This is a genomic window from Sphingomonas abietis (assembly GCF_027625475.1).
GTDB lineage: Bacteria > Pseudomonadota > Alphaproteobacteria > Sphingomonadales > Sphingomonadaceae > Solisphingomonas > Solisphingomonas abietis.
In genome coordinates this window covers 3442501-3464258 of record NZ_CP115174.1, presented here as the reverse complement: position 1 = coordinate 3464258, position 21758 = coordinate 3442501, and the positions used below count along the sequence as shown (strand labels likewise).

The following is a 21758-nucleotide window of genomic DNA, read 5'->3' as shown; positions in this document are numbered from 1 at the left end:
CTGTCAGCCTTGGGTCTTTGTGAGCCAAGCCAGGGCGCCGCGCGTGGCTTTCCATCCGTCTCGTGCCTCAGCGGCATAGAGCGTGGCCTCCTCGGGAGACCCGCTCGCGTAGGAATGCTCGGGCAGGTGGAGCGCCCGCAACCGTCCCTGGAGCGCCGGGACGACCTGCGGATTGGTCGCGATGGCGCGCTGAAGCAGGGCATCGGCATCCTCCGAACGATCCCGAAACGCATGGAGCGCGAGCCAGTAGCGTATGTCGGTTCGAAACTCGCTGCGGCATCGCATCACGAGGCGCCGCGCTGCGGGCCAGTTTCCAGACGACGCCTCCCAAGCCATCAGCAGCAGGCGGGTGCCCGCCCGGTCGTAGGAATCCAGCCGGAGCGCGCGGCGGGCGTGGCGCAGCGCCTGGATGCGCTGGTGCGGACGGCCATCGGCCCAGAGCAACCGGGCGAGGTTGTTCAATGCCCGAACATGGGCGCTACGGTCGTAGAAGGCGTCCGGGTCGTACGTCCCGTCGTCGCGCGTTTTTCCAGTTCGGTCGCCGACCCGAACCGCCTCGGTGAGGAGTGCGATCGCTTCGGCGGGCACGGCTCGCGTCTGCGCGAGCACGACATAGGCATCGATAGCGTCTGGCTGCTTTGCCAAGACCGTGCGGACCAGTGCTGCCGCTACCTCGGCATCTTCGAGCTCGAGAGCTTCCCAGGCATCGTCGATCGCGGCTTTCCAGTCAGTCATCGCGGGCTCAGTGCTCGTGCTTGCAGTCGGGGCCATGGACGTGCGGAAGGGGGGCCTTTCCCGCTTCCTCCATGACGTAGGCGAGGAAAGACGGACCGTCGTCGCCGCGCATTTCCCGGAACCGCTTCGCCCAGCCGATCGCATGAACCGCCGAGGTCTCGGCGCCCAGCCGGATGTCGCGCGGGGTCTTGATGTGGCTGTCATTGTCGATGAGCGCGCCGACGCACAGGCCGAAGAAGCTGTAGAGATCGTCGCCGGTGATGGGCGTCTCAGGGTGGAAGCTCTGGAGCATGTCCATCACGATCGGCATGAACTCGGAATAGGTACCCATCAGCTCCTGCTCGTTCACGGTCAGGTCGGGCAGGGGGGCGGCTTTCGCCATCGGCTATCTCCAGGCAGGTGTAACATTTTGGCGCGGAATGGACGCCGCCGATGATCGATCTGCGCGGCGCTGGGTGTGTGGATTATCCGCCACTTCGCCGATCTAGCAGAGCGACATCCAATCCAGCGGGCCTTTTTGGGCGGCGGGGAGCTTCACGCCGCCTTCGTGATGCATGCCGAGAAACATGGATTCCAACGCTGCCCAGACAGCTTCGACGACAGCCTCGAGATCTCGCCGCATGCCTGCGAATTGCGGACGGACGTCATCCGGCACGAACCTGTCGAACGTCCCCACATGTTTGATCCGTTCAGCCGTTGGCGGGTGGGTTTCACGGGCCGGGAACTGCGTGTTGCCGGTGGTCAGCACATGCGTGGTTCTGCGAACCAGATCGAGGGCGCCCAGCATCAGGACGGCGCCGCTGCCTGACGCAGCGAAGGGATTGGCCGGATCCGCATTCGTGCCCGCCACCATCGATACCATCCTCGCGAACCCGTCGGCGTCATGCTCCATGGCGAGCGGGTCGCCGTGATCGTCAGACGAGGTGGTCACGCCGTGCATGAGGACGTGGTGGCCATATTCGTGTGCCACCGCGAAGAACTCCATCGCGAAGAGAATCTGGAGCCGCGTGCGGAGCCGCTCCGCGTCGATGTCGATGCGCGGAAGATCAAGCGGCCATCCCTCTATGGCGTATTTCGCCAAGAACAGGCCCCACTCCTGAAAGCGCTCGGGATTGTCCTCGAGCGACTGGCTCAACTGCTCGGGGTCGAAACTCACGACCACCTGGTCATCTGTCACCACGTGCGGCAGCGTTCGCGCCAGCAATATCGCGAACTGGTTGCAGAACATCACGAACGGCAGCGCGAAGTCGATGATGCTGACATCCGTCAGCATGACCTCGTTCTGATATGCATGGAGGCCCGTGGTGGGCGAAACGCCGACGACCACGCCCTCCCGAACAGGGATGCCGCCGTCCGCACAGATCGCGCGCACGCGCTCGACAAGGCCGCTGATGATCCGGTGGCCGAATGGTTCGTCGATCTCGGACAGGCCTTCCGTCGTCGCATCGGCCAATACGGCGTCCGCCAAGGCATCGGCATCCTGGTCCGACGGTGCATATGCTCGGGCCATCTCGGCTATCTGGCCACGCCCGGTCGCGCGCCACGTCTCGAATGCGGCGCGGACCTCAGCACCAAATTCGTCTTGCCCGTGGTCGCTACGTTGCCGCTGACGACGATAATCCTCGGCGGCTTCCCGCGCGGACATTTCCCCTGAATCGTCAGTCATTCTCACCCCCGCCACAGCACTGCCGGGAGTATCGCGGATGTCCGCGCCGGCCGCCACGCCAATCTCTGCCGGATTCACCCGAACCGCGTCGCCTGCGCTGCCGGGCTGTGTTCACGGCGACCGCAGCGCGGACTGGCAACTATCAAAAATCCCCGTCGTTGCTGTGCCGCTTCTGTTTCTTGGTCTAGTCCTTTCTGGCTAGAAGACTGCATGGTCAAAACACCCCCGCCGCCGCCCGGCCCCGACGACGTCTCAGCGCTCGATGAACTTGCTGATCGGATGCTCGCGGAAGCCGTATCCGAGACAGACGCGCGGATCTTCTCCGCGACGGGTTTCGCGAAGCAAAATATCTCGATCGTCCACCAGCAGAATCGGTGCGTGAACCTCGCTTGGGCGCTCAACTGGCGGAAGCGCGTCGGCGCCGGTGACGTGGTCGCCGTCGTCGGCGGATCATTCTCCGGTCTCATGCTAGCGGTGTCGCTCGCGCTCACCAGCAAAGCTATCGTCTACATCTTCGAAAAAGAGGATCGGCTCCTTCCGCGCTTTCGCGACAAGGGCAATCGACACCTGTCGCCGCTCCTCAATTCCCGAGACCTCGGGAGCGGTTTCGATCCCGATTTCAGCGAGCCGACCTTCCGGTCTCCGATCTTCCCTTGGAAAAAGGGCAGGGCGAGCGACGTCGCCTCGCAATGGCTGCATGAGTTCGAGAGCTACGCGCGCGCGCTGCCGATCTTCGTGATCGACCGGTGCGAAATTCGCCGTGAGGACATCGACACGGTGGGAGAGCGCCTGGAGATCAAACCCGATTTCAGGAAACTGGTTATGTTTCCGATCGGCGTCGATCTGCTGATCGATGCGACCGGCTTCGGCGAGGAGCAGAACCCCCACAATCTGGTGGACCACAGCTACTGGGAGTCGGGCCACCGCCTGATCTACGACCATCTGACGCCTCCCGCCGAAATCCTCATCTCGGGGTGCGGGGACAGCGGCGTGATCGAGGGCCTGCATTACGCCATCTCCGGCTTCCGCCATGAAGACGTGGAAAAGCTCTGGCCCGCATATGATGAATTGGGGCTGCTGCTCGATCAGAAGCTCGAAGGGGCGCGGCTCGACGAGGTCCTGAAAAGCTACGAACCAGAACATTTCGAGAGCCCGGTCATCTCGGAGATCGCCTGGTGGTGCGGTCGCTCCGGTTACGAGCATCACCATCCGATGGGCCGGCAGCTTATCGATTCGGCACCCCACGCTCGCCCGATCCTTGAAGCATTGAAGGCCGCCCTTGCGCCCTATCTCGATGCGGCCTTCCCCGGGCGATCGCACGACAGCCTGAGCTGGGAGGAGCGCGAGACGTTCGCCCAAGCAATGCCGATGGCGGACCAGCTTCGCGCCAGATCGGACGTCCAGCCGTTGATCGACGCGTGGATCAGCTTGCGCGTTCACGAAATGATGCAGGATTTCGTGCTGCCACCTGAATCCGAAGAACTGCATGCGAGGGCCCGGCCCGGCGTTCGCATAACGATGAACGGGGAGACGCCGACCCCGTACGCGCGGGCGCTCTCTCCCTTCAACGTCTGGATGATGTGCCTCCTGGAGAGCTTCCAGGCTGTCGATTATCGTCAGGGCCGTATCGATAAGGTGGAGGCACGAGCCGATCGACGCTTCAACGTCCATTTTGCCGATGGTGAAGTCCGCACGTTCGACAGGGTCATGACCCGATATGGAGCGTCCGGCGGTCCCGGTATCACCGAGGGCGCGCTCAGAGATGGTCAGGCTGGCGACTGGCTGCTGTCGCGTCCAAGCTATGTCGTTCCTGACCCTGACGACCCTAAATTGGGCCGACGTGTGTATCCTGCGGAGGCCGCAATCCACGCGGCGCGTGAATGCATCTGGCCGGAGCCAGTGATCGATTTCGCGACCGACATCGGCAAGAAAGCCTATCTGTTGCGGCTCCTCCAAGGAGTTGGGTCCAAATCTCTTGGCGCGGTATCCCAGGCAGATCTTTCCGCTGCGATCCGCGCGGGCGGCCCGCTGACTTATACGAGTGACGCCGTGTTCGAAGAGGCGTGGATGCGGGCGCCCGATCCTTGATCCTCAGCGTTCGGCGTGCCTGTCGGTCAACGGTACGCCGGTCGATGACCATCGGAAAGGAACATCGGTGGGTCGCAGCTTCGGTGGGCGGATGCCCGCAAGCGGGCACCGGGCTCTATCTCCGCTTCGCTCCGACCAAGCCCCTGCGGGTCTTGGCTGCTGCGCAGTGACGATCCCTTCCGCAGGCGTGGTGGCGGGACCGGACGGTGCGCTTCTGCAACCGGCGTCATGCCCGCGGCACGGTCGTCGCAGGCAGGCTTCGCCTAAGGAATCGCGCGTGCCGCGCGATGTGGATCGTGGAGCCAGGCGATCGTCATCGCCCCCTTCGCCGCCTCGCAGGATCCGCGCGTTGCAGAGCCGGGGCGGGGCTGCAACGAGTTGCGTCGCCAAGCTGCGCTAGCTGAAATGGGGTCGGCGAGTTTGTCTGATTCTGAAGAAGCGCCGACCCCATTTCAGCAAGCTCCGCTAGGCTCCCGTGCCTGTTGCAGCCCCGCCCCGGCCCTGCGCCTTCGGACCTGCGAGGGCGGCTCCGGGTGCGATGACGATCGGGCTGGCCCACGCTCCCTTTTCCTTTGAAGCGGAACCGTCCGCTCGCGCGGCCGGTGCGTCTTTGTGTTCGTGTGCCGCTCCGCGGCGCAGAAGTGCTCGGGCTCACCAAGTGCGATGAAAATCTGTCAAGAAATCAATAAGATGGAAGCAAATGAGGGGAGGGGGTAGGGTCCAGATGCGGCCGGGAAAGGTTCCGGGCCGCAGAACCGGAAGAAAGGACCAAGTCATGAAGATCGGCACTTTCAAATTTGACGAGCGCGCGGGCGACATTATCGGCAAGATCGCGACCCGCACCATGCGCTTTCCCTATCTCATCATGCGCCGCGTCGAGGATCGGCAGTCGGACGCCGCCCCCGTCTATGAGATTTACGAGACCAGCCAAGCGGGCGATGACATTCAGATCGGTGTCGTCTGGGAACGCAAGATGCAGCGCAATGCCGAGGTGTTCCTGTCCGGCATGATCGACGATCCGAGCTTTCGCGAACCGCTCCCCATCGCCCTTTTCGGGGACGAGACGAACGGCTTCGACGTCCAGTGGCGGCGCGAACGCGAGCGCGACGCCCAGCCCATGAACTATGGCGGACGCGGCCAGCGTTCGGGCGGCGGCGGGCGCTCGGGCGGCTTCTCGGGTGGCAGCACCGCCGGGCCGGGCGGCGAATATACCGGCGGCAACACCCGCAGCCTTGACGACGAAGTGCCCTTCTAGAGCCGGGCCAAGGCGGGCCGGGGAGGCGGTGCAACGCTTCTCCGGCCCTGAACCGTCACCCCGACATAAGGACGCATCCCATGACCAAGCCAACGGCTTCGGGCAGCGTTAGCAGCTTTGCCGACCTGCCGGAACTCTATGCAGAACTCACCGCCACCACCCCCTTTGAAGCGTCGTTCGGCGATCCTATCCCCTTGAGCATCGCCGAACCGCACGACGAGCCCGCCGAACATCTGATGCCGGAACCGATCGCGGCGCAGGCCGAATGCGCTGGCGTCGTCGCCTCTATCTTCGACCTGTTCAACGATACGCGAATGGAACCACTTGCGCCTGAAATCGCATGGGGGTTCGTCAACAGCTTCCATTTCGTGGCGGGCAAGCTGGAGCGGCGCGAGGACGATCTGGCCGACCGCATCCGCGACATGGCGCGGCGGCTGGAGCCGGGCGAGGTGTTCACGAAGGAACTGGAGGACACCCAGCTTGAATGCCAGTCGACCGCCGAACAGCGGGCAGCCGTGGAAGCCATGCGCGATTATGCCGGGCTTATGTATCGCACCTATACCGGTAAGCCGTGGTCCCCGGCGCGCGGTTCGCGGGCATCGCAGGTGACGAGCGCCAGCCAGATTTCGGCACTCGACTTCCTGCGCGCACGCTACGAGCGGAGACAGGAACGCTACGACCCCAAAGGCCCGATCGTCGTCGTCTCCGGCCCTTCGGAATGGCACGACTGGCAAATCCTTTGGAACCGGCTCGACCAGATCAAGGCCCGCATCCCCAACTTGGTGCTTGTCACGACCGGCCAGCGACTGGGCTTCGACGCATCGGCGGCAAGCTGGGCATCGCAGCGTGGCGTCCCCTGCATTGGCTTCGGCCTCTATGGACGCGGCGACGGAAAAGCCTTCAAGCGCAATCGCCAGATCGCCGACCTGATGCCGGTGGAAGCCATCATCTGCGAAGGCTCAGGCATCCAAGCCGGGCTTTACGACCTGTTCAACCCGCAGCACGGCCACCGCGTCCCCACCCATGTTTTCATGAAGGCGGACCAGAGCGCGGACGTGCCGGTGAAGCGGAAACGCAGTTACATCGCCGCCTGATCGGGGGCGCGATACTTTGAGACTGGGGACCGGGACGGGGAACAGCGCCCGGCCCCTTGTCGTGCCTTTGGCACGAGCGGGGGAAACCCGATCGGTTTCCCCCGCGCCGCTCCTTTTGGCGAGCCTGCGGCCCGCCAACGTCGCTCCCCTTTCCGCTATGGCTGCGTCACCGATTGCCCACCGTCACCGGCAACAGCCTGGACAGGCTTTCGGCGGGCAGGGGCTTCGCGGGCGGGCGAGCCACTTCCCGACCCTTGGCTGTCCGACTGGCCGGGCAACGCCTTCAGCGCGGTAATGGCAGCAGGACCGCCAACCCGCACCGCCTGCATCAGCACATCGCGGAAATCCCGCTCGCTCAACCGCTCCGCCGGGAGGTCGGCAACGATTGTCCCATAATGCGCGCGCAGCGATCGGCGCACCGTCTCGGCCTCGTTCGCAAGCACCTCTTGGTCGGCCTCAATCTTCGCCAGCCGCTCGCGATCCGTCATCTTGGGCATTCTCGACTCCTTCGTGTGAAAGGAGGTCAGCCCGCCGCCCGACACTATCCATGAGGGACTTGCCCGACGCAATGCTCAACACCACGCCGGAACCACGAACTGCCAAGGCACGGCTCCCCCAGCCGGGGAGACCCGCACCGGTCGGGATGCGGGCGCAGCGCCGGGCGCGCTGCGGCAGGGAGGACGCACGCCCGAGGGCGATGTAATGCACCGTACGCACGGGTGCTGCGGGTGCGAATCTCCCGGATTTCTGCGGCTTTCAGCCGGCACAGCGTGGCGGCCGCTTCGGCACTGATCGGCTGCCGGCGGCTGCCACCTGATCGACGACCTAGAGCTAACCGGCTGATCTCGCTTGGCACTTCCTGGCTGCCAGTGGCGGTTTCGATAAAATCTTGAGATCGCGCAGTATTTTCGCTATAGAAGCCTCGCTTCACCACGTTCCTGGCGTGTCGGACAAGGAGTCCGCCGCTTGGCACGCATCACTATCCGCATAGACGACGACCTCTATGCGCGCCTTCTGGTTCAGGCACGCAGCTCTGGGCTTGGCGCCGCGACCTATTGTCGCGACATCCTCGATCGCTTCGAAGGCAGTGATCCTTCGGGCTATCACGCTCGCTTTGATGAGCTCCACGCGACCGTCATCCAAGCCTTCGCAATCCTGGCGACATCGGTTGGGGAGCGTTCGCCGGACACCCTGCAGAAGGGGCTCGGCGAAGCGCGCCGTCTGCTCCGTGAAAGGGGGCTGCTTGATCCCGAGCAGAACCGCGCATGAGCATCTTCCGGCACGATACGCTGGGCTCCTGGACGCGCGGTGGCCAAGCCATCGTCCACAACGTCCGCATGACGACGCAGGTCTTCTACCAGACCTGCCTTGCCGCGTTCGTGATCTGGATCGGTGGCACGATCTGGTACGCGCTCGAGCAGTCGTCGGCATACGAACGCTTCGTCATGCTCAAGATCGCCCAGGCCTATTCGATGGGCGATACGATTCCGGGCAACGCGACGCCGATCCTGTTCAAGACGCCCGCGGGTCACCAATATTGGACCTCGCCGAAGGACCTCATCGGCTCGGGCGTCGCCCACAAGACGCTCGCTTCGTTTGAGACCTACATGCTCCACGGCGCCGCGATCGCCGGGGCGTTCGCGCTCGCGATGCTGCTCTGGGCATGGTTCTATTTCACCCGGACCGGGCGTGGTCTCGGCTCGAACCAGTTCCTCCGCGGTGCTCGGTTCGGCACGGTCCGGCAGGTCCGGCGTGCGCTGTGGCGGAGCGCCAAGGGCTCCTGCTCGATCGGCGGTGTGAACGTGCCCGATGCGTTCGAGCCTGAGCACATTTTAATCTGCGGCGCTCCCGGCACGGGCAAGACCAACATCATCGTCAAGATGCTCGACGGCATCCGCAAGCGGAAGCGGCGCGCCATCGTCTATGATACCGCCGGCACCTTCGTCGAGAAGTTTTACCGGCCCGGCATCGACGTGCTGCTGAACCCGCTCGACGCGCGCGCCGACTCTTGGTCGCCATGGGTCGATGTGCCACGCGACTACCATTACGACCAGATCGCGGAGTCGACGATCCCGGACAAAGCCGGCGATCCGTTCTGGGCGAAGGCCGCGCGCGGCACCCTGGTCGCGGTCATGCGCAAGCTCGCGCGGCAGGAGCGGACGCTCATTTCGATCCTGCTCGACACTCTCCTGCGCTCAAAGTTGAAAGACCTTGCCGCCTTCGCCGCCGGCACCGACGCAGCGGCGTTCATCTCCACCGAGGGCGAGCGAACCAGCGCCGGCATCCAGGCCGAGCTCGCCTCGGTGATGCGTAGCTTCTCGTACTTAGACGACACGGTGGACGGCCTGTCGATCCGCGACTGGGTCGGGAACGAGAAGGACGACAGCTGGCTGTTCATCACCGTGAAGGCGGATCAGCTTCCGTCGCTTCGTCCACTGATCACGGTGTGGCTCGACATCGCCATCAGCGCGATTATGAGCATGGCGCCCGATCGCAACCGCCGTCTCTACTGCGTCATCGACGAGCTGCCGACGCTCCAGAAGTTGCCGTCGCTATCCGACTTCCTGGCCCGCGCCCGGAAGTATGGTGGATGCGGCATTCTCGGCTTCCAGAGCTATCCCCAGCTCGAGGCGACCTATGGCATCCAGGATGCCGCTGCGATCACCGGCTATTGCTCAACCTGGGTGGCGCTGCGCGCCAACGATACCCCCACCGCCAAGCACGTCAGTGAGAACCTGGGGCAGGTGGAGCAGGTCGAAGCCAATGAGGGCATGTCCTACGGCGTGAACGATATGCGCGACGGCGTGAACCTCTCGCGCATGCAGGTCACCCGACCGCTGGTCATGCACACCGAGGTGACCAACCTCCCGAACCTCATGGGCTTCCTCCGGTTCGGGCGCAGCCTGCCGGTGGTCCGATTCGAGGATAGCTACAACAAGGTCGCATCCATCGCAGACGCTTTCGAGGAACGACCCGCACTCCCTATCCGGCTCACGCCCGTTGGGCAGATCCTGGCACCCGATCCAGAGGCCGATCAGCCGCCGAAACGGACCAGAACAGCTCCGAGTCGTGCCAAGCGGATAAAGCCTCAGGTCGATGTTGATGAGCTGCCGCTGGAAATCGCCGGAGTAGAACAGCCTCAAGCTTCGGCACCCCGTCCCGAGCCGGATCCGCCTGCGTCACCGGCGCCAAACAGGAGCGATCCGCCAGCGTCGGAGACGCCGCCGCTCGAGCTGTTCGGAAAGGCTGCCGGGTTCCGGTTACGCCAGCATGGTCGCCAAGACGGTGACCGCAACACTGCGAGGCCGGCATGATCCACCCGCGCCGCCTCAAGGGCTCCGCAGCCAACATCGCTCGCTACTTTACGGTTGGCGACTATTACACGAAGGGCACCGACGAGCACTCCGAATGGGGCGGGAAGATTGCCGCCGAGCTCGGCCTTGAAGGCAAGGTCGATCCGGCCGTCTTCAGGGATCTTCTGGAAGGCCGTGTCGGCGATCAGCAGCTCGGCCGCCGCCGGGCTAGTGGCGAGATTCAGCATCATCCGGGATGGGACTTCGCCGTCAACGCACCCAAATCGGTGTCGATCGTGGCGCTGGTTGCCGGCGATGATCGAATCGCCGAGGCGCATGAGAAGGCGGTCGGCGTGGCGCTCTCGTACCTCGAAGAGCACGCGCTGATGCGGCACCGCGTCGATGGCGAGGTGACCGAAAAGACGACCGGCCGGCTCATCTTCGCGCGCTTCACGGAGCATGCGTCGCGCGAGCTCGACCCGCACCTACATACCCATGTCGTCGTGATGAACATCAGCAACGAGCGGGAGGGCGCCGGCTTCGTCAGCCTGGAGACCCGTGCGATGTACGCCGAGCAGATGGTCGCCGGGCAGGTGTACCGGAGCGAGCTTGCCCACCTGCTCCGCGAGCGAGGCTATGACATCGACTTCGATCCCCGCAAGGGCTTGTTCGAAATACGGGGCGTGCCGAAGCCTCTCATCCAGGAGATGTCCCAGCGCGCCGAACAGATCGAGGCTCATGCCAGAGAGCATGGGCTGACGGGGCAGGCCGCCCGCCGGATCTCGTTCTACGAAACGCGCGGCGCCAAGGAGAAGGTGTCGCTCGAGGAACTCCACGGGCGGTGGGAAAGCCGGCTCGGCCAGCATGCCGAGGCAGTGCATGCCACCAGGGCGGAGGCCGAACAGACAGGCGAGCGCCAGATCGAGGTGCCATCCGCCGTCTCGGCACGGGCGATGCTGTTCGGTCTCCGCCAATCGGAAGGGAAGGAGGCGGTCAACAATCTCGGCCAGTTGATGCGCGTTGCGCTCGCCTCCCATGTCGGGGAGGTCCGGCTGTCCGACGTCAGGCCGCATATCGAGGAGCATCACGAGCGGGCCAAGCTTCTGGAGACGCGGCATCGTACCGGCGACGAAACCCACACTCGTGGCCGAACGACCCGGCGTACCGCCCGCCTCGAGATGGCCTTGTCGGACCATCTCGCGCTCGCGATCGACGACGCCAAGCAGCTTGCGACGGTCGAGACGTTGCGTGACGCCGGCGTCGCTCACACACTGACCCCGGATCAGCGGACGGCACTGTTGCATCTCGGATTGTCCTCGGATCGTGTCGTGGCGGTCCACGGCGTCGCGGGTGCCGGCAAGTCGACGATCGTCGGGGCGCTGCGAGAGGCGGTAGGGGATAGCGCGTCGTTGATCGCGCTCGCGCCGACGTCGTCGGCCGCATCCGAACTCGGCATCAAGGCAGGTATCGAGTCCCGCACGGTCGCCAGCCTTCTGGCCTCCGGAGGCGCGAAGCTCGACGACAGCCATGTCCTCGTGGTCGACGAAGCCGGCCAGCTCGGCAACCGCCAGGCGATGCGGCTGCTGGAGATCAGTCGCGCCACGGGCGCGCGGCTGATCCTTCTGGGTGACACCCGGCAGACGGGTGCGATCGAACAGGGCAAACCCTTCTGGCTGATGATGCGACTCGGGATGCCGAAGGCCGAACTCCGAGAGCAGATCCGTCAGGAGACAGACCGGATCGCGCAGGCGGTGCGGCTGGCCCGGCTCCAAAACTATGATGGTTCAATTGGCGCGCTCGACAAGGTCACTGCGGGTGAGAACAGCGAGAGGCTCGCCGAGCTTCTGGTCGGCGACTGGACCCGCCTCAAGCCGGAGGACCGCGCCAAGACCAACATTCTGGTCCTGGAAAACGCGACCCGCCTGATCGTCAACACGAAGGTCCGCGAGGCGCTGAAGACGGAGGGGGCGATCGCAGCGGAGGACGCGCGTCTGTCGATCCTCGCCCCTTCCGGCATGACCGATCAGGAGAAGCACTTCGCCCGCTTCTATTCCCGTGGGCAGGTCGTGACTTTCTCGCGGGACAATGCCGGTCTCGGGATCGCCCGGGACGCGGAATACAGGGTGCTCGGCGTCGGCCGGGACAGCCGGGGCCGACAGGTCGTGAACCTCGTCGACGAGCACGGCCGGACCATCGGGTGGGATCCCCGGCTGGGGCGCGCGTCCCAGATCAATGTTTTCCGCGAGGAGAAGCGCGATCTCGCCGCAGAGGATCGCATTCAATGGCGGTTGGTGAACCGCGAACTCGGCCTGAAGAATGCCGAGCGCGGCACCGTCGAGCGGATCGAGGGCTTGACCGCGACCATTCGCTGGGATCGCGGCGACAGGGTGCAGGAGGTTGATCTCGGGAAATACAAGACTTGGGATCATGGCTACGGCGAGACGGTCTACTCGGCCCAATCGAAGACCTACGATCGGGTTTACGTCCTGGCCCCGGTGAACTCGCCTCTGGTAACCGGTCAGAACTATTACACCGCCATCACCCGCGCGCGCTTTGGCGCGCGGCTTTGGACCGAGGACCGCGGACGCCTCGTGCAGCGGCTTCAGCAAAGGTCCGGAGAAAAGACCTCATCCCTGGAGGGGCTGGGGCGCGTTGAACGTGACAGCGTGAAGGGGAGGTCTGCCCTGCATGGTGAGCGATGGGACAAGCTTCGCGATCAACAGCGGGTCGATCGCGAGGAACGGAAAGCGCGACTCCGGGCGGAGGAGGAGAGGCGGGCCAGACCCGAGCACGACAGCCTCGGAGCCTTCCTCGCCAATCGGGCGCAGTCAGCAGCCCGGTCGCTGGATCGGTGGATATCGACGTTGCTCGACCGCGTCCGAAGCGACGAGGCTTCTTCAACGGGTCGGAACCCAGAGCAGGGCCCAGCACCCTCGTCTCAGTCCGTGCATGAACTTGCGCAGGTGCCTGGCCAGGAACCCGGAGGTGGTCATGATCGCTAGTTCGCGCCTGCCCGTGGCTGCCTTGATCGGTATGGCTGCAATCATCGTCAGCAGCCCAGCAGAAGGAGCCCCACAGTCTTCTCTCAATGACGAAGGGCGCGTGGCTGTCTGCATTCGACAAGCTTCAAGAGGTCGAGGATGGCTTGAGAAGACCCTTTGGGCGCTTCGCGATCAGGAAGCGGGCTGGGTGGGCGCCGCAGTCCCAAATAGCAACGGCACATACGATCTCGGGCCGCTTCAGGTGAACAGCTTCTGGGTGCCGAAGCTCGCCGGCATGATCGGTCGATCTCCTGGAGACGTCCGCCTGTGGCTGATCAGTGATCCTTGCTTCAATGTGCAGGCGGCCCGGTGGATATTTCTGAGCGCGCTCAAGACCACTGGAGATTATTGGCGGGCCATCGGCGTATATCATAGTCCGACGGATTGGCGGCAGAGACGTTACATCTCACTGGTTGTAGGCAAGCTGACGCGGCGCTTTGGAGGTTCGGCGTTTGCGCCGAAGGCGTCCAATGGTCGATAAGGCTGACGGTGATGGCGGTAACGACGACCGTGGTCTCAACATGCTTCTTCGCCGTCGCGCGCCGCCGCGCAAACCGCCGAATCCTCCCGAGCCGAAGGTCATGCCGACAAGCTCGGCAGATGACGGGCCTATCGTTTCAAGGCCGGTGATCCAGCCTCTCTGCGTCAGAATTCCCGTCGCGGCGCAGATGCTCGGTATCGGTCGGTCAAAGGTGTATCATCTGATCAACGGCGGCGAGTTGGAAACGATCAAGCTCGGCGATGCGGTGCTTATCACGACGCGAAGTCTCGAAGCCTTCGTCTCCCGGCATGCCACCTTCCGCCCGAAGTGAGAGGCGGTGAGGTGTGCGCGCGTAGAGCGAAGCGGGTCATGCGGCTTCAGCCTGAACCTCACCATCGAGATTGAACTCGACCACCGTACCAATCAGGAATTCGGCCCAGTCAGCCATCACGAGCCTCCGCTTGTCGAAGGCGTTCTTCCGCCGATACGCCCGAGCTGTGGAGTCGCCGACCTGATGTGCGAGGGCGTGTTCGATGATGTTCTCCGCGTGGCCTGTCATGTCGCCCATGTAGTCGCGAAACGCGCTGCGCATACCGTGAACGGTGTAATGACCAAGATCCATCCGCCGCATCACCATCGTCATCGACATCTGGGAGAGCGGCTTTCCGACCTTCTGGCCGGGGAAAACGAAATCGTCCGGCTTTGGGCTGCGGCCCTGCGCGATCATCTTGAGCAGCTCGACCGCGGTGACCGAGAGCGGGATGCTGTGCTCGACACGCATTTTCATTCGTTCGGCTGGAATGGTCCAAGTCCCGCGTTTCAGATCGATCTCGCGCCAACGCGCCTTCAGAGTCTCGCTGGTGCGGGTCGCGCAAAGCACGGTGAGTTCCAGTGCGCGCGCGGCTGGCGCAGGTCGATGCCTGACAGCTTGAAAGAAGTCTGGCATCGCCTCGTAGGGCACCGCCGAATAATGGCCCGTCGCCAGCCGTTTTCGCTTAGGAAGCCGGTGGACCAGATTGCCTTTCCAGCGCGCCGGGTTTTCCCAGGGGCTCTTGATGTGGCCCTGCGCTTTTGCCGCATCGAGGATGTTCTCGATGCGGCCGCGCACGCGCCCGGCAGTATCTGGGATTTTCACCCAGATCGGCTTGAGGATCGCGACCAGATCGTCCGGCGTAATCATGTCGACGCGCTTGGTCAGGATCGCTTTGGCATGCTTGGTAAGCGAGTTCGTCCACTGCCAAATGTGCTTCTCGTTGGACCAGCCTTCCTCATGCGCAGCGATATATTCTTTCGCGTAGGTGAGGAAGGTTGGCGCGACGGCGGTCGGTTTGGTTTTCTCGACGCTCTCGGCCCGTTCCTTCTCCTCAAGCTCGTGGACGGCCTTCCGAAATTCGAGCGGGTCTTGCCCCTCCTTGAGGAGGTTGCGGGCTGCTACCGCCATCTCGCGCGCTTCTGCGAGTGTGTACGCTCGATAGGAGCCAAGGCCCATTTCCCTGCGCTTGCCATCCCGTACCCAAACGAATTTCCAACTCTTGGATCCGTTCGGCTTAATCCGAAGCCACAGCCCTTCGCCATCGCCATGCCAGCCGGGCTCGCTCAGCCCATCGAGCTTCCGAGGGTTCAGTTTCTGGATCGTCCGGCTCATCGCTTCAATCACCTTATCCAGCGCGCCCGACGGGCGAAATTGGGGCCTAATTTGGGGCCTAATTTCTGCGCGGATATGTGTGGATGTCGGTAAACATCAGTAAACGCGAATAAACTACGGCCTTTACTTTAGTATAGCAATAACAGTAAGTTATTGGAAGAAAAATTGATGCAAATCATGCCATTTCTGAAGGGGATACGATCCCCCTCGGCTCCACCATTTTCCTTAGCTGCATGATCCAGACCCGCAGGACGGGGTGACCGGCGCGATCGCCGACCCCGCCGCCGCGTTCCTTGCAGCCACTTTCATCACAGCCATTTGCCATCGCCGCCGGGCGCGGCACCGCGGGCCTGCGCCATCCCGTCGGGGCCGCTCCCGATCGCCCTATCCCGATACGCCGCCGTCCATGCCGAGATAGGCACCGCGGCGCCGATGGCGGGCCGGCCTCGACTCGGCATGGGCTGTCTTTGTCTGTGTCGACCCGGCGTTCAGGGCCTCCGGGCGCGAGGGAGGGGGCGCGGCAACCGGGGCGGGCGGCCCGTAGCTGCTGTCGGCCGATGACTGAGGTGCGGCGGGTGCGGTGCTCGCGGTCGATTGCGCCTCGGCGGTCGCCGGCGCGAGCAGCAGCATTGCTGCGAGGAGGAAGGGGCGCATAGTCGGTCTCCAGGCTGCCAAGATCGATTCCCGTCATGCGCCGGCGCACTGATCCAGAAGGTGAATGATGGCGACGTCGGCGCGCCGGGCGGAATTCAGGCTTTGCTTGACGCGGTGCATCGCTCCCGCCCAGACATGGCCGGTCGCGGGGTGGGGCTGAAGGCATGATGCGGGGATGGAGCGCGTTGATGGTGACCGGCAGCGCCGTGTCGCTCGCGGGATGCCTGCCGATGATGGCAGCCGGCGTCGCCGATACTGCGGTCAAGGTGGCGGTCGGCACGCCGGAGAACAACGAACATGCTGCCCCCTTCGCGACCAGCGCCTGCGCGGCGCGCGCGCAGAATTACGGCGCGGTGCATGTCATCGACACCCAGCAGCGCACCCCGAGCCAGATCATCGTCTGGGGCACGACCGAGAAGGATCAGGTCCGCCGCTCGTTCCGCTGCGTCTTCGGCACCAAGATCAAATCCTTCTCGGTGCGCGACATTCCCGCGCAGAAATAGCGCGGCCGGTGATGGCGCATGGCGAGCGGGGCCTGACGCGATCTCTCAGATTTCGGGGGCGGCCATGACCGGAGCGTCGGGCTCGCCCCGGCCGGCGGCGAGCAGGCCGGCGATGCTGACGAGGGCGGCACCCGCCACATAGAGGCCGACCGCGCGCAGCCCGGCATGGTCCGCCATCATCTGGGCGAGCGCCGGGGTCAGGCCGCCGCCGATGATCCCGCCGATGTTGAAGGCGAGCGAGGTGCCGGTGTAGCGGACATGCGGCGGGAACAGGCCGGGCAGCCAGGCGCCGAGCGGCCCATAGACGAAGCCCATCGTCAGCAGCGCCAGCGCCAGGAAGCCGAAGGCGGCGCCCAGCGATCCGCTGCCGAGCAGCGGCGACAGCAGCAGGCCGGTGACGATCGCGCCCAGGCATCCCCCGATCAGCACGCGCCGCGGATCGAGTTTGTCCGACAGCCAGCCGGCCAGCACGATCCCGACCGCCATGAACAGGATCGCGACCAGCTGGATCTGGAGGAAGGACTGGCGCGGATAGCCGAGCGTCTGGGTGCCGTAGCCGAGCGCGAAGGCGGTCGCGATATAATAGACCGCGAAGCAGGCGACGACGCCGAGCGTGCCGGCGACGACCCGGCCGAGATGGCCGCGCAGCACCGCCGCGATCGGCACGCGCGGCGGCGGGGCGGCCTCCATCGCGGCGGAGAAGGCGGCGGTCTCGGTCAGCTTGAGCCGCACCCACAGGCCGAGCCCGACGAGCAGCGCGCTGGCCAGGAACGGGATGCGCCAGCCCCAGTCGCGGAACTGGTCCGGGGTCAGCAGCGTGCCGAGCAGCAGGAAGAAGCCGTTGGCGGCGAGGAAGCCGACCGGCGCGCCGAGCTGCGGCGCCATGCCGTAGCGCGCCCGCCAGCCCGGCGGCGCATTCTCCACCGCGAGCAGCGCCGCGCCGCTCCATTCGCCGCCGAGCCCGATGCCCTGGCCGACGCGCAGCAGGCACAGCAGGGCCGGGGCGAGCCAGCCGACCATCGCATAGGTCGGCAGGAAGGCGATCGCGGCGGTCGACAGCCCCATCAGCAGCAGCGAGGCGACGAGGGTCGACTTGCGGCCGATGCGATCGCCGAAATGCCCGAACAGCGCGCCGCCGAGCGGCCGGGCGAGGAAGGCGAGGCCGAAGGTGGCGTAGGACGACAGCAATTGCGCCGAATCCGAGCTCTTCGGGAAGAAGAGCGGCCCGAACACCAGGCTCGCCGCGGTCGCATAGATATAGAAGTCGTAGAATTCCACCGACGTGCCGACCAGGCTTGCGAGCAGGATGCGCCCCGTCTGTCGCCGATTTCGCATCACTTACTCCCACCTGTCTTGGTCCCGCCGCCCGATGGCGGGAGAAGACCCCCGCCGTCAACCACCCGCCGTCAACCATATGCTGTCGTCGGGCGTCTCGGAGGGTCAGCGCTTGCGGGCGAGGGCGCGCGCCGCCTCGTCCAGCCCGGCCAGCGTCAGCGGGTACATGCGATCCGCCATCAGCTGGCGGATCATCGCGGTCGATGGCGAATAGCCCCATTGTGCCTGCGACACCGGATTGAGCCAGGCCGCGGACGCATAGATGCCGGTCATCCGTTGCAGCCAGAGCGCGCCGGCCTCGGGATTGTCATGCTCCACCGATCCTCCGGGATGGCTGATCTCATAGGGGCTCATCTGCGCATCGCCGACGAACAGCAGCTTATAGTCGCTGCCGAACTTGTGGAGCACGTCCCAGGTCGGCGTGCGCTGCTGGAAGCGGCGGCGGTTATCCTTCCACACGCCCTCGTAGACGCAATTGTGGAAATAGAAGAACTCCAGATGCTTGAACTCGGCGGTGGCGGCCGAGAACAGCTCCTCGCAGAGCCGGACGAACGGGTCCATCGATCCGCCGACATCGAGGAAGAGCAGCAGCTTGACCGCGTTGCGCCGCTCGGGCCGCATCGCGATGTCGAGATAGCCCTTGCGCGCGGTGGCCGAGACGGTGGCGTCGATATCCAGCTCCTCGGCGGCGCCGTTGCGGGCGAAGCGGCGCAGGCGGCGCAACGCCAGCTTGATGTTGCGCGTGCCGAGTTCGATCGAATTGTCGAGATTGCGGAACTCGCGCTTCTCCCACACCTTGATCGCGCGCTGGTGCTGGCCCGTCCCGCCGATCCGCACGCCTTCCGGATTATAGCCGCCATGACCGAACGGCGAGGTGCCGCCGGTGCCGATCCACTTGCTGCCGCCCTGGTGGCGCCCCTGCTGCTCCTCGAGCCGCTGCCTGAGCGTCGCCATGATCTCGTCCCACGAGCCGAGCGACCGGATTGCCGCCATCTCCTCGGGGGTGAGGAACTTCTCGCCGATCGCCTTCAGCCATTCCTCGGGGATCTCGCCCTGCGGCGTCGTCTCGCCGAGCACGCCCTTGAAGACCTTGGCGAACACCTGGTCGAAGCGATCGATCAGCCCCTCGTCCTTCACGTAGATGGCGCGGGCGAGATAATAAAATTCTTCCGGATTGGGGTGGATCACCTCGGCATCGAGCGCCTCGAGCAGCGTCAGATGCTCCTTGGGGCTGGCCGGGATGCCGGCGCGGCGCAGCTCGTCGAGAAAGGAGAGGAACATCCAGCGGGCGCCCCGATGATCGCGGCACGCGACCGGCCGCCGAAGGAGGATAGGACATGTGGGAAATGATGTCGATTCAGCGGCGTGGCGGAGACCGACGCACCGCCGATCAAGGCGCGCGCGAGCATGGCGAGGAAAAGCGATGCCGCCCGTAGCGCTTTCTGGAGGGAAGGGGGGAGCCGGCGCTTGCCCACCGCAGCATTGCACCCTTGACATTAATAACCATTTAGGTTATCTATATGACGTCCTTCCAACCCGAAGCGCAAGGGGGCGGAGGATGGGAACCGATCGGGTGGCCGTGGCCGCCGTGTCGATCGGGCGGCCGGCGCGGAGTCATCCGGTATCAAGCCGAAGCTTCGCGAAAGAACGTAACCCGTGGACCGTCGTGACATCCTGCCATGCCAACCGTGGGCAGGAGCTTCAGGTCCGCAAATACAAGTCTGGACGCGGCTGTTCTGGTTACCAACCGCACTTGGCGTACCCCAAGCCGTCCAGCACCGGGTGCCATTGGCGCAGGACGCGCCGGCCGTGACCTTCCCCTGTCCTGACTTTGCGGGAGAGCTGTGCCTGCAAATCCTACATGACCGCTGTCGCCCCGGAAGGCGCCCCTTCGCCCTATCTCGTCACCCCGGACCTGATCCGGGGTCCAGCTCCTTGGATTTTGGGTGGACACGCAAGAAGCGGGATCCCGGATCAGGTCCGGGATGACGGGAAAAATGGAATGACTGCTCCCGCCCCAGTTGCGGACATTTCCCCCAAGCGATATCATCATCGCAAACGGGGGACATGTCTTGTTTACTTTGCTCGCGATGCTAACTGCTATGCAGCCAGTGGGAACAAGGGGGCATGGCGCTTGGTTTACGTCGGATGACTATCCACCGTCAGCGCTTCAGAAAAATGAATTCGGTTATGTCGGTTTTTCGATTCTGATCGATCCAGATGGCAAATCTGAGAAATGCGACGTTATTGCGCCATCGGCCTTCCGTGACCTGAACGATCTCTCCTGCTCGCTTGCAATGCGTCGTGTTCGCTTTACGCCTGCGATTGGGAGCAATGGGCAGCCCGCATATGGGCTTTTTCGTAGTTGGGCATCTTGGATGGTGGCGGCGGACAGTGTCGCAATGGATCGATTGATGAAATTGTATCCACCGCCTTCGAACGTTGATCTCACGCTTTTTGTACGAGCGGCAAAGCTGCCTGATCCAATTGACCTGATTATCACCGTAGATGCATCAGGCGTGATTGGCGAGTGCCAAGCCAAAAACTCTTCAGCTCCAGCCGATATTACTCAACTTGCGTGTGAACAGCTAAAATCTCAATGGAAACCGACAACAGCTGCAACCGTTGCAGGTGAGGCGGTTCAAACGGTACAGACCGCAAGGGTCGATTTTAGACTTGACGGCGCCGCTACTAAACAACCTTGAAAAGCAGCCGTACCGCTTCCCACTAATCCCCGTCATCCTGACGAAAGTCAGGATCCAGAGCCTCGGGTGTAGTGATGACAGCTCTGGATCCCGGGTCAGGTCTGTGGATGACGACCGAAGAGTGGCAGGCTTCTACCGCCCCCCGTTAGTGACCCAGTCACTCCGGCATCCCCTCCAAACTCGCGAGCGCAACGGGCCGAAGCGGCAGGATCAGGCTGCCGTCATCCGGCGCGGCGAAGGGCGGATCGGATGGCGTGCAAGCAGCCGGCAGCGGAAGCGCGGATCATGGCCGGCACTGCCGACCGGCACGATCGATCCGCCGCCGCTCCGCGCCGCCTCGCGATGTGCGGTCTCATCCGCCCGGCCGCCGCGACAGGAAGGCCAGCCGCTCGAACAGCATCACGTCGGCTTCGTTCTTGAGCAGCGCGCCGTGGAGCGGCGGGATCGCCTGGCGGACATCCTTGCCGGCGAGCACCTCCAGCGGCATGTCCTCGTGGAGCAGCAGCTTCAGCCAGTCGATCAGCTCGCTGGTCGAGGGCTTCTTCTTGAGCCCCGGCACCTCGCGCACCTCGTAGAAGATGTCGAGCGCGCGGGCGACCAGGCGCTTCTCGATCGCGGGGAAGTGGACGTCGACGATCGCCTGCATCGTCGCGCGATCGGGGAAGCGGATATAGTGGAAGAAGCAGCGGCGCAGGAAGGCGTCGGGCAGCTCCTTCTCGTTGTTGGAGGTGATGACGACGATCGGCCGCTCCCTGGCGGCCACCGTCTCGCCGGTCTCGTAGACGTCGAAACTCATCCGATCGAGCTCCTGGAGGAGATCGTTGGGGAATTCGATGTCGGCCTTGTCGATCTCGTCGATCAGCAGCACCGGCAGGGTGGGGGCGGTGAACGCCTCCCACAGCTTTCCCTTGCGGATATAATGGGCGATGTCGTGGACGCGCGGATCGCCAAGCTGGCCGTCGCGCAGCCGCGCCACCGCATCATATTCATAGAGCCCCTGATGGGCCTTGGTGGTGGATTTGACGTGCCATTCGATCAGCGGGGCGTTGGCGGCGGCGGCGATCTCGTGGGCGAGCACGGTCTTGCCGGTCCCCGGTTCGCCCTTGACCAGCAACGGCCGGCGGAGCGCGACGGCGGCGTTGACCGCCACCTTGAGGTCGTCGGTCGCGACATAGCTGTCGGTGCCGGTGAAGCGCATGGCCATCCTTCCTGTCCTGTCGATCGCCGTCGCGTCGATCGGCGTCCGTCGGTTGATCGCGGGAT

General features: G+C 64.4%; 18 protein-coding genes. 10 read left to right on the top strand and 8 right to left on the bottom strand.

Annotation, left to right across the window (positions count from 1 at the left end; all coding sequences use genetic code 11):
- Nucleotides 1-3: 3 nt before the first annotated feature.
- The 3 genes from PBT88_RS16335 to PBT88_RS16325 form a co-directional block, all read right to left on the bottom strand.
- Nucleotides 4-735 (bottom strand): tetratricopeptide repeat protein, encoded by a 732-nt coding sequence (locus tag PBT88_RS16335; RefSeq protein WP_270076368.1) that lies wholly within the window; start codon nucleotides 733-735, stop codon nucleotides 4-6.
- A 7-nt stretch (nucleotides 736-742) separates the two neighbouring features.
- On the bottom strand, nucleotides 743-1117 hold the full coding sequence (locus tag PBT88_RS16330) for a hypothetical protein (RefSeq protein WP_270076367.1): 375 nt from the start codon (nucleotides 1115-1117) through the stop codon (nucleotides 743-745).
- A gap of 102 nt (nucleotides 1118-1219) precedes the next feature.
- A complete protein-coding gene (locus tag PBT88_RS16325; protein ID WP_270076366.1) occupies nucleotides 1220-2401 on the bottom strand; it encodes a hypothetical protein in 1182 nt (393 codons plus the stop codon).
- A 210-nt stretch (nucleotides 2402-2611) separates the two neighbouring features.
- On the opposite strand from PBT88_RS16325, the gene PBT88_RS16320 reads away from it, so the two are divergent.
- The 3 genes from PBT88_RS16320 to PBT88_RS16310 all read left to right on the top strand — a co-directional run bounded on the left by PBT88_RS16320 (nucleotide 2612) and on the right by PBT88_RS16310 (nucleotide 6838).
- Nucleotides 2612-4489 (top strand): hypothetical protein, encoded by a 1878-nt coding sequence (locus tag PBT88_RS16320; RefSeq protein ID WP_270076365.1) that lies wholly within the window; start codon nucleotides 2612-2614, stop codon nucleotides 4487-4489.
- 775 nt (nucleotides 4490-5264) lie between these two features.
- Nucleotides 5265-5744, top strand: coding sequence for a DUF736 domain-containing protein (locus PBT88_RS16315; RefSeq protein WP_270076364.1), 480 nt, complete (start codon nucleotides 5265-5267; stop codon nucleotides 5742-5744).
- An 80-nt stretch (nucleotides 5745-5824) separates the two neighbouring features.
- Nucleotides 5825-6838: a DUF2493 domain-containing protein gene (locus tag PBT88_RS16310; RefSeq protein ID WP_270076363.1), complete on the top strand. Its 1014-nt coding sequence runs from the start codon at nucleotides 5825-5827 to the stop codon at nucleotides 6836-6838.
- Between the two features lie 155 nt (nucleotides 6839-6993).
- Here PBT88_RS16310 and PBT88_RS16305 read toward each other — a convergent pair whose 3' ends face one another.
- Complete coding sequence (locus PBT88_RS16305) at nucleotides 6994-7335, bottom strand: hypothetical protein (RefSeq protein ID WP_270076362.1); 342 nt, start codon at nucleotides 7333-7335, stop codon at nucleotides 6994-6996.
- Nucleotides 7336-7804: 469 nt separating this feature from the next.
- On the opposite strand from PBT88_RS16305, the gene PBT88_RS16300 reads away from it, so the two are divergent.
- From PBT88_RS16300 to PBT88_RS16280, 5 genes are read left to right on the top strand one after another with little or no spacing between them, the layout of a single operon-like run.
- Entirely contained in the window at nucleotides 7805-8107 is a 303-nt protein-coding gene (locus PBT88_RS16300; RefSeq protein WP_270076361.1) for a hypothetical protein, read from the top strand.
- On the top strand, nucleotides 8104-10152 hold the full coding sequence (locus PBT88_RS16295; protein WP_270076360.1) for a type IV secretion system DNA-binding domain-containing protein: 2049 nt from the start codon (nucleotides 8104-8106) through the stop codon (nucleotides 10150-10152). The genes PBT88_RS16300 and PBT88_RS16295 overlap by 4 nt, the downstream gene beginning before the upstream one ends.
- Nucleotides 10149-13133, top strand: a complete 2985-nt coding sequence (gene mobF / locus PBT88_RS16290; RefSeq protein ID WP_270076359.1) for a MobF family relaxase — start codon at nucleotides 10149-10151, stop codon at nucleotides 13131-13133. The genes PBT88_RS16295 and mobF overlap by 4 nt, the downstream gene beginning before the upstream one ends.
- Nucleotides 13123-13653, top strand: coding sequence for a lytic transglycosylase domain-containing protein (locus tag PBT88_RS16285; protein ID WP_270076358.1), 531 nt, complete (start codon nucleotides 13123-13125; stop codon nucleotides 13651-13653). Before mobF ends, PBT88_RS16285 begins: the two co-directional genes overlap by 11 nt.
- Nucleotides 13643-13984, top strand: coding sequence for a helix-turn-helix domain-containing protein (locus PBT88_RS16280; RefSeq protein ID WP_270076357.1), 342 nt, complete (start codon nucleotides 13643-13645; stop codon nucleotides 13982-13984). Before PBT88_RS16285 ends, PBT88_RS16280 begins: the two co-directional genes overlap by 11 nt.
- Nucleotides 13985-14020: 36 nt before the next feature.
- On the opposite strand, the gene PBT88_RS16275 is transcribed toward PBT88_RS16280, so the two are convergent.
- On the bottom strand, nucleotides 14021-15298 hold the full coding sequence (locus PBT88_RS16275; RefSeq protein ID WP_270076356.1) for a tyrosine-type recombinase/integrase: 1278 nt from the start codon (nucleotides 15296-15298) through the stop codon (nucleotides 14021-14023).
- Nucleotides 15299-16140: 842 nt separating this feature from the next.
- Here PBT88_RS16275 and PBT88_RS16270 point away from each other — a divergent pair.
- The gene (locus PBT88_RS16270; RefSeq protein WP_270076355.1) at nucleotides 16141-16455 is read left to right on the top strand and encodes a hypothetical protein; all 315 of its coding nucleotides are present in this window, start codon (nucleotides 16141-16143) and stop codon (nucleotides 16453-16455) included.
- Nucleotides 16456-16500: 45 nt separating this feature from the next.
- On the opposite strand, the gene PBT88_RS16265 is transcribed toward PBT88_RS16270, so the two are convergent.
- Complete coding sequence (locus PBT88_RS16265; protein ID WP_270076354.1) at nucleotides 16501-17790, bottom strand: MFS transporter; 1290 nt, start codon at nucleotides 17788-17790, stop codon at nucleotides 16501-16503.
- A gap of 105 nt (nucleotides 17791-17895) precedes the next feature.
- Complete coding sequence (locus tag PBT88_RS16260; protein WP_270076353.1) at nucleotides 17896-19071, bottom strand: vWA domain-containing protein; 1176 nt, start codon at nucleotides 19069-19071, stop codon at nucleotides 17896-17898.
- A gap of 821 nt (nucleotides 19072-19892) precedes the next feature.
- Here PBT88_RS16260 and PBT88_RS16255 point away from each other — a divergent pair.
- Nucleotides 19893-20495, top strand: coding sequence for an energy transducer TonB (locus PBT88_RS16255; protein ID WP_270076352.1), 603 nt, complete (start codon nucleotides 19893-19895; stop codon nucleotides 20493-20495).
- 352 nt (nucleotides 20496-20847) lie between these two features.
- Here the strand turns inward: PBT88_RS16255 and PBT88_RS16250 are convergent, their stop codons facing one another.
- The gene (locus PBT88_RS16250; RefSeq protein ID WP_270079294.1) at nucleotides 20848-21693 is read right to left on the bottom strand and encodes an AAA family ATPase; all 846 of its coding nucleotides are present in this window, start codon (nucleotides 21691-21693) and stop codon (nucleotides 20848-20850) included.
- Nucleotides 21694-21758 lie beyond the last annotated feature (65 nt).

Coding starts and splice junctions, on each gene's coding strand:
- PBT88_RS16260 (WP_270076353.1), bottom strand. CDS start 19,071: ATGTTCCTCTCCTTTCTCGACGAGCTGCGCCGCGCCGGCATCCCGGCC.
- PBT88_RS16275 (WP_270076356.1), bottom strand. CDS start 15,298: ATGAGCCGGACGATCCAGAAACTGAACCCTCGGAAGCTCGATGGGCTG.
- PBT88_RS16295 (WP_270076360.1), top strand. CDS start 8,104: ATGAGCATCTTCCGGCACGATACGCTGGGCTCCTGGACGCGCGGTGGC.
- PBT88_RS16250 (WP_270079294.1), bottom strand. CDS start 21,693: ATGCGCTTCACCGGCACCGACAGCTATGTCGCGACCGACGACCTCAAG.
- PBT88_RS16305 (WP_270076362.1), bottom strand. CDS start 7,335: ATGCCCAAGATGACGGATCGCGAGCGGCTGGCGAAGATTGAGGCCGAC.
- PBT88_RS16270 (WP_270076355.1), top strand. CDS start 16,141: ATGGTGACCGGCAGCGCCGTGTCGCTCGCGGGATGCCTGCCGATGATG.
- PBT88_RS16285 (WP_270076358.1), top strand. CDS start 13,123: ATGATCGCTAGTTCGCGCCTGCCCGTGGCTGCCTTGATCGGTATGGCT.
- PBT88_RS16265 (WP_270076354.1), bottom strand. CDS start 17,790: ATGCGAAATCGGCGACAGACGGGGCGCATCCTGCTCGCAAGCCTGGTC.
- PBT88_RS16310 (WP_270076363.1), top strand. CDS start 5,825: ATGACCAAGCCAACGGCTTCGGGCAGCGTTAGCAGCTTTGCCGACCTG.
- PBT88_RS16325 (WP_270076366.1), bottom strand. CDS start 2,401: ATGACTGACGATTCAGGGGAAATGTCCGCGCGGGAAGCCGCCGAGGAT.
- PBT88_RS16335 (WP_270076368.1), bottom strand. CDS start 735: ATGACTGACTGGAAAGCCGCGATCGACGATGCCTGGGAAGCTCTCGAG.
- mobF (WP_270076359.1), top strand. CDS start 10,149: ATGATCCACCCGCGCCGCCTCAAGGGCTCCGCAGCCAACATCGCTCGC.
- PBT88_RS16320 (WP_270076365.1), top strand. CDS start 2,612: ATGGTCAAAACACCCCCGCCGCCGCCCGGCCCCGACGACGTCTCAGCG.
- PBT88_RS16315 (WP_270076364.1), top strand. CDS start 5,265: ATGAAGATCGGCACTTTCAAATTTGACGAGCGCGCGGGCGACATTATC.
- PBT88_RS16255 (WP_270076352.1), top strand. CDS start 19,893: ATGCAGCCAGTGGGAACAAGGGGGCATGGCGCTTGGTTTACGTCGGAT.
- PBT88_RS16280 (WP_270076357.1), top strand. CDS start 13,643: ATGGTCGATAAGGCTGACGGTGATGGCGGTAACGACGACCGTGGTCTC.
- PBT88_RS16330 (WP_270076367.1), bottom strand. CDS start 1,117: ATGGCGAAAGCCGCCCCCCTGCCCGACCTGACCGTGAACGAGCAGGAG.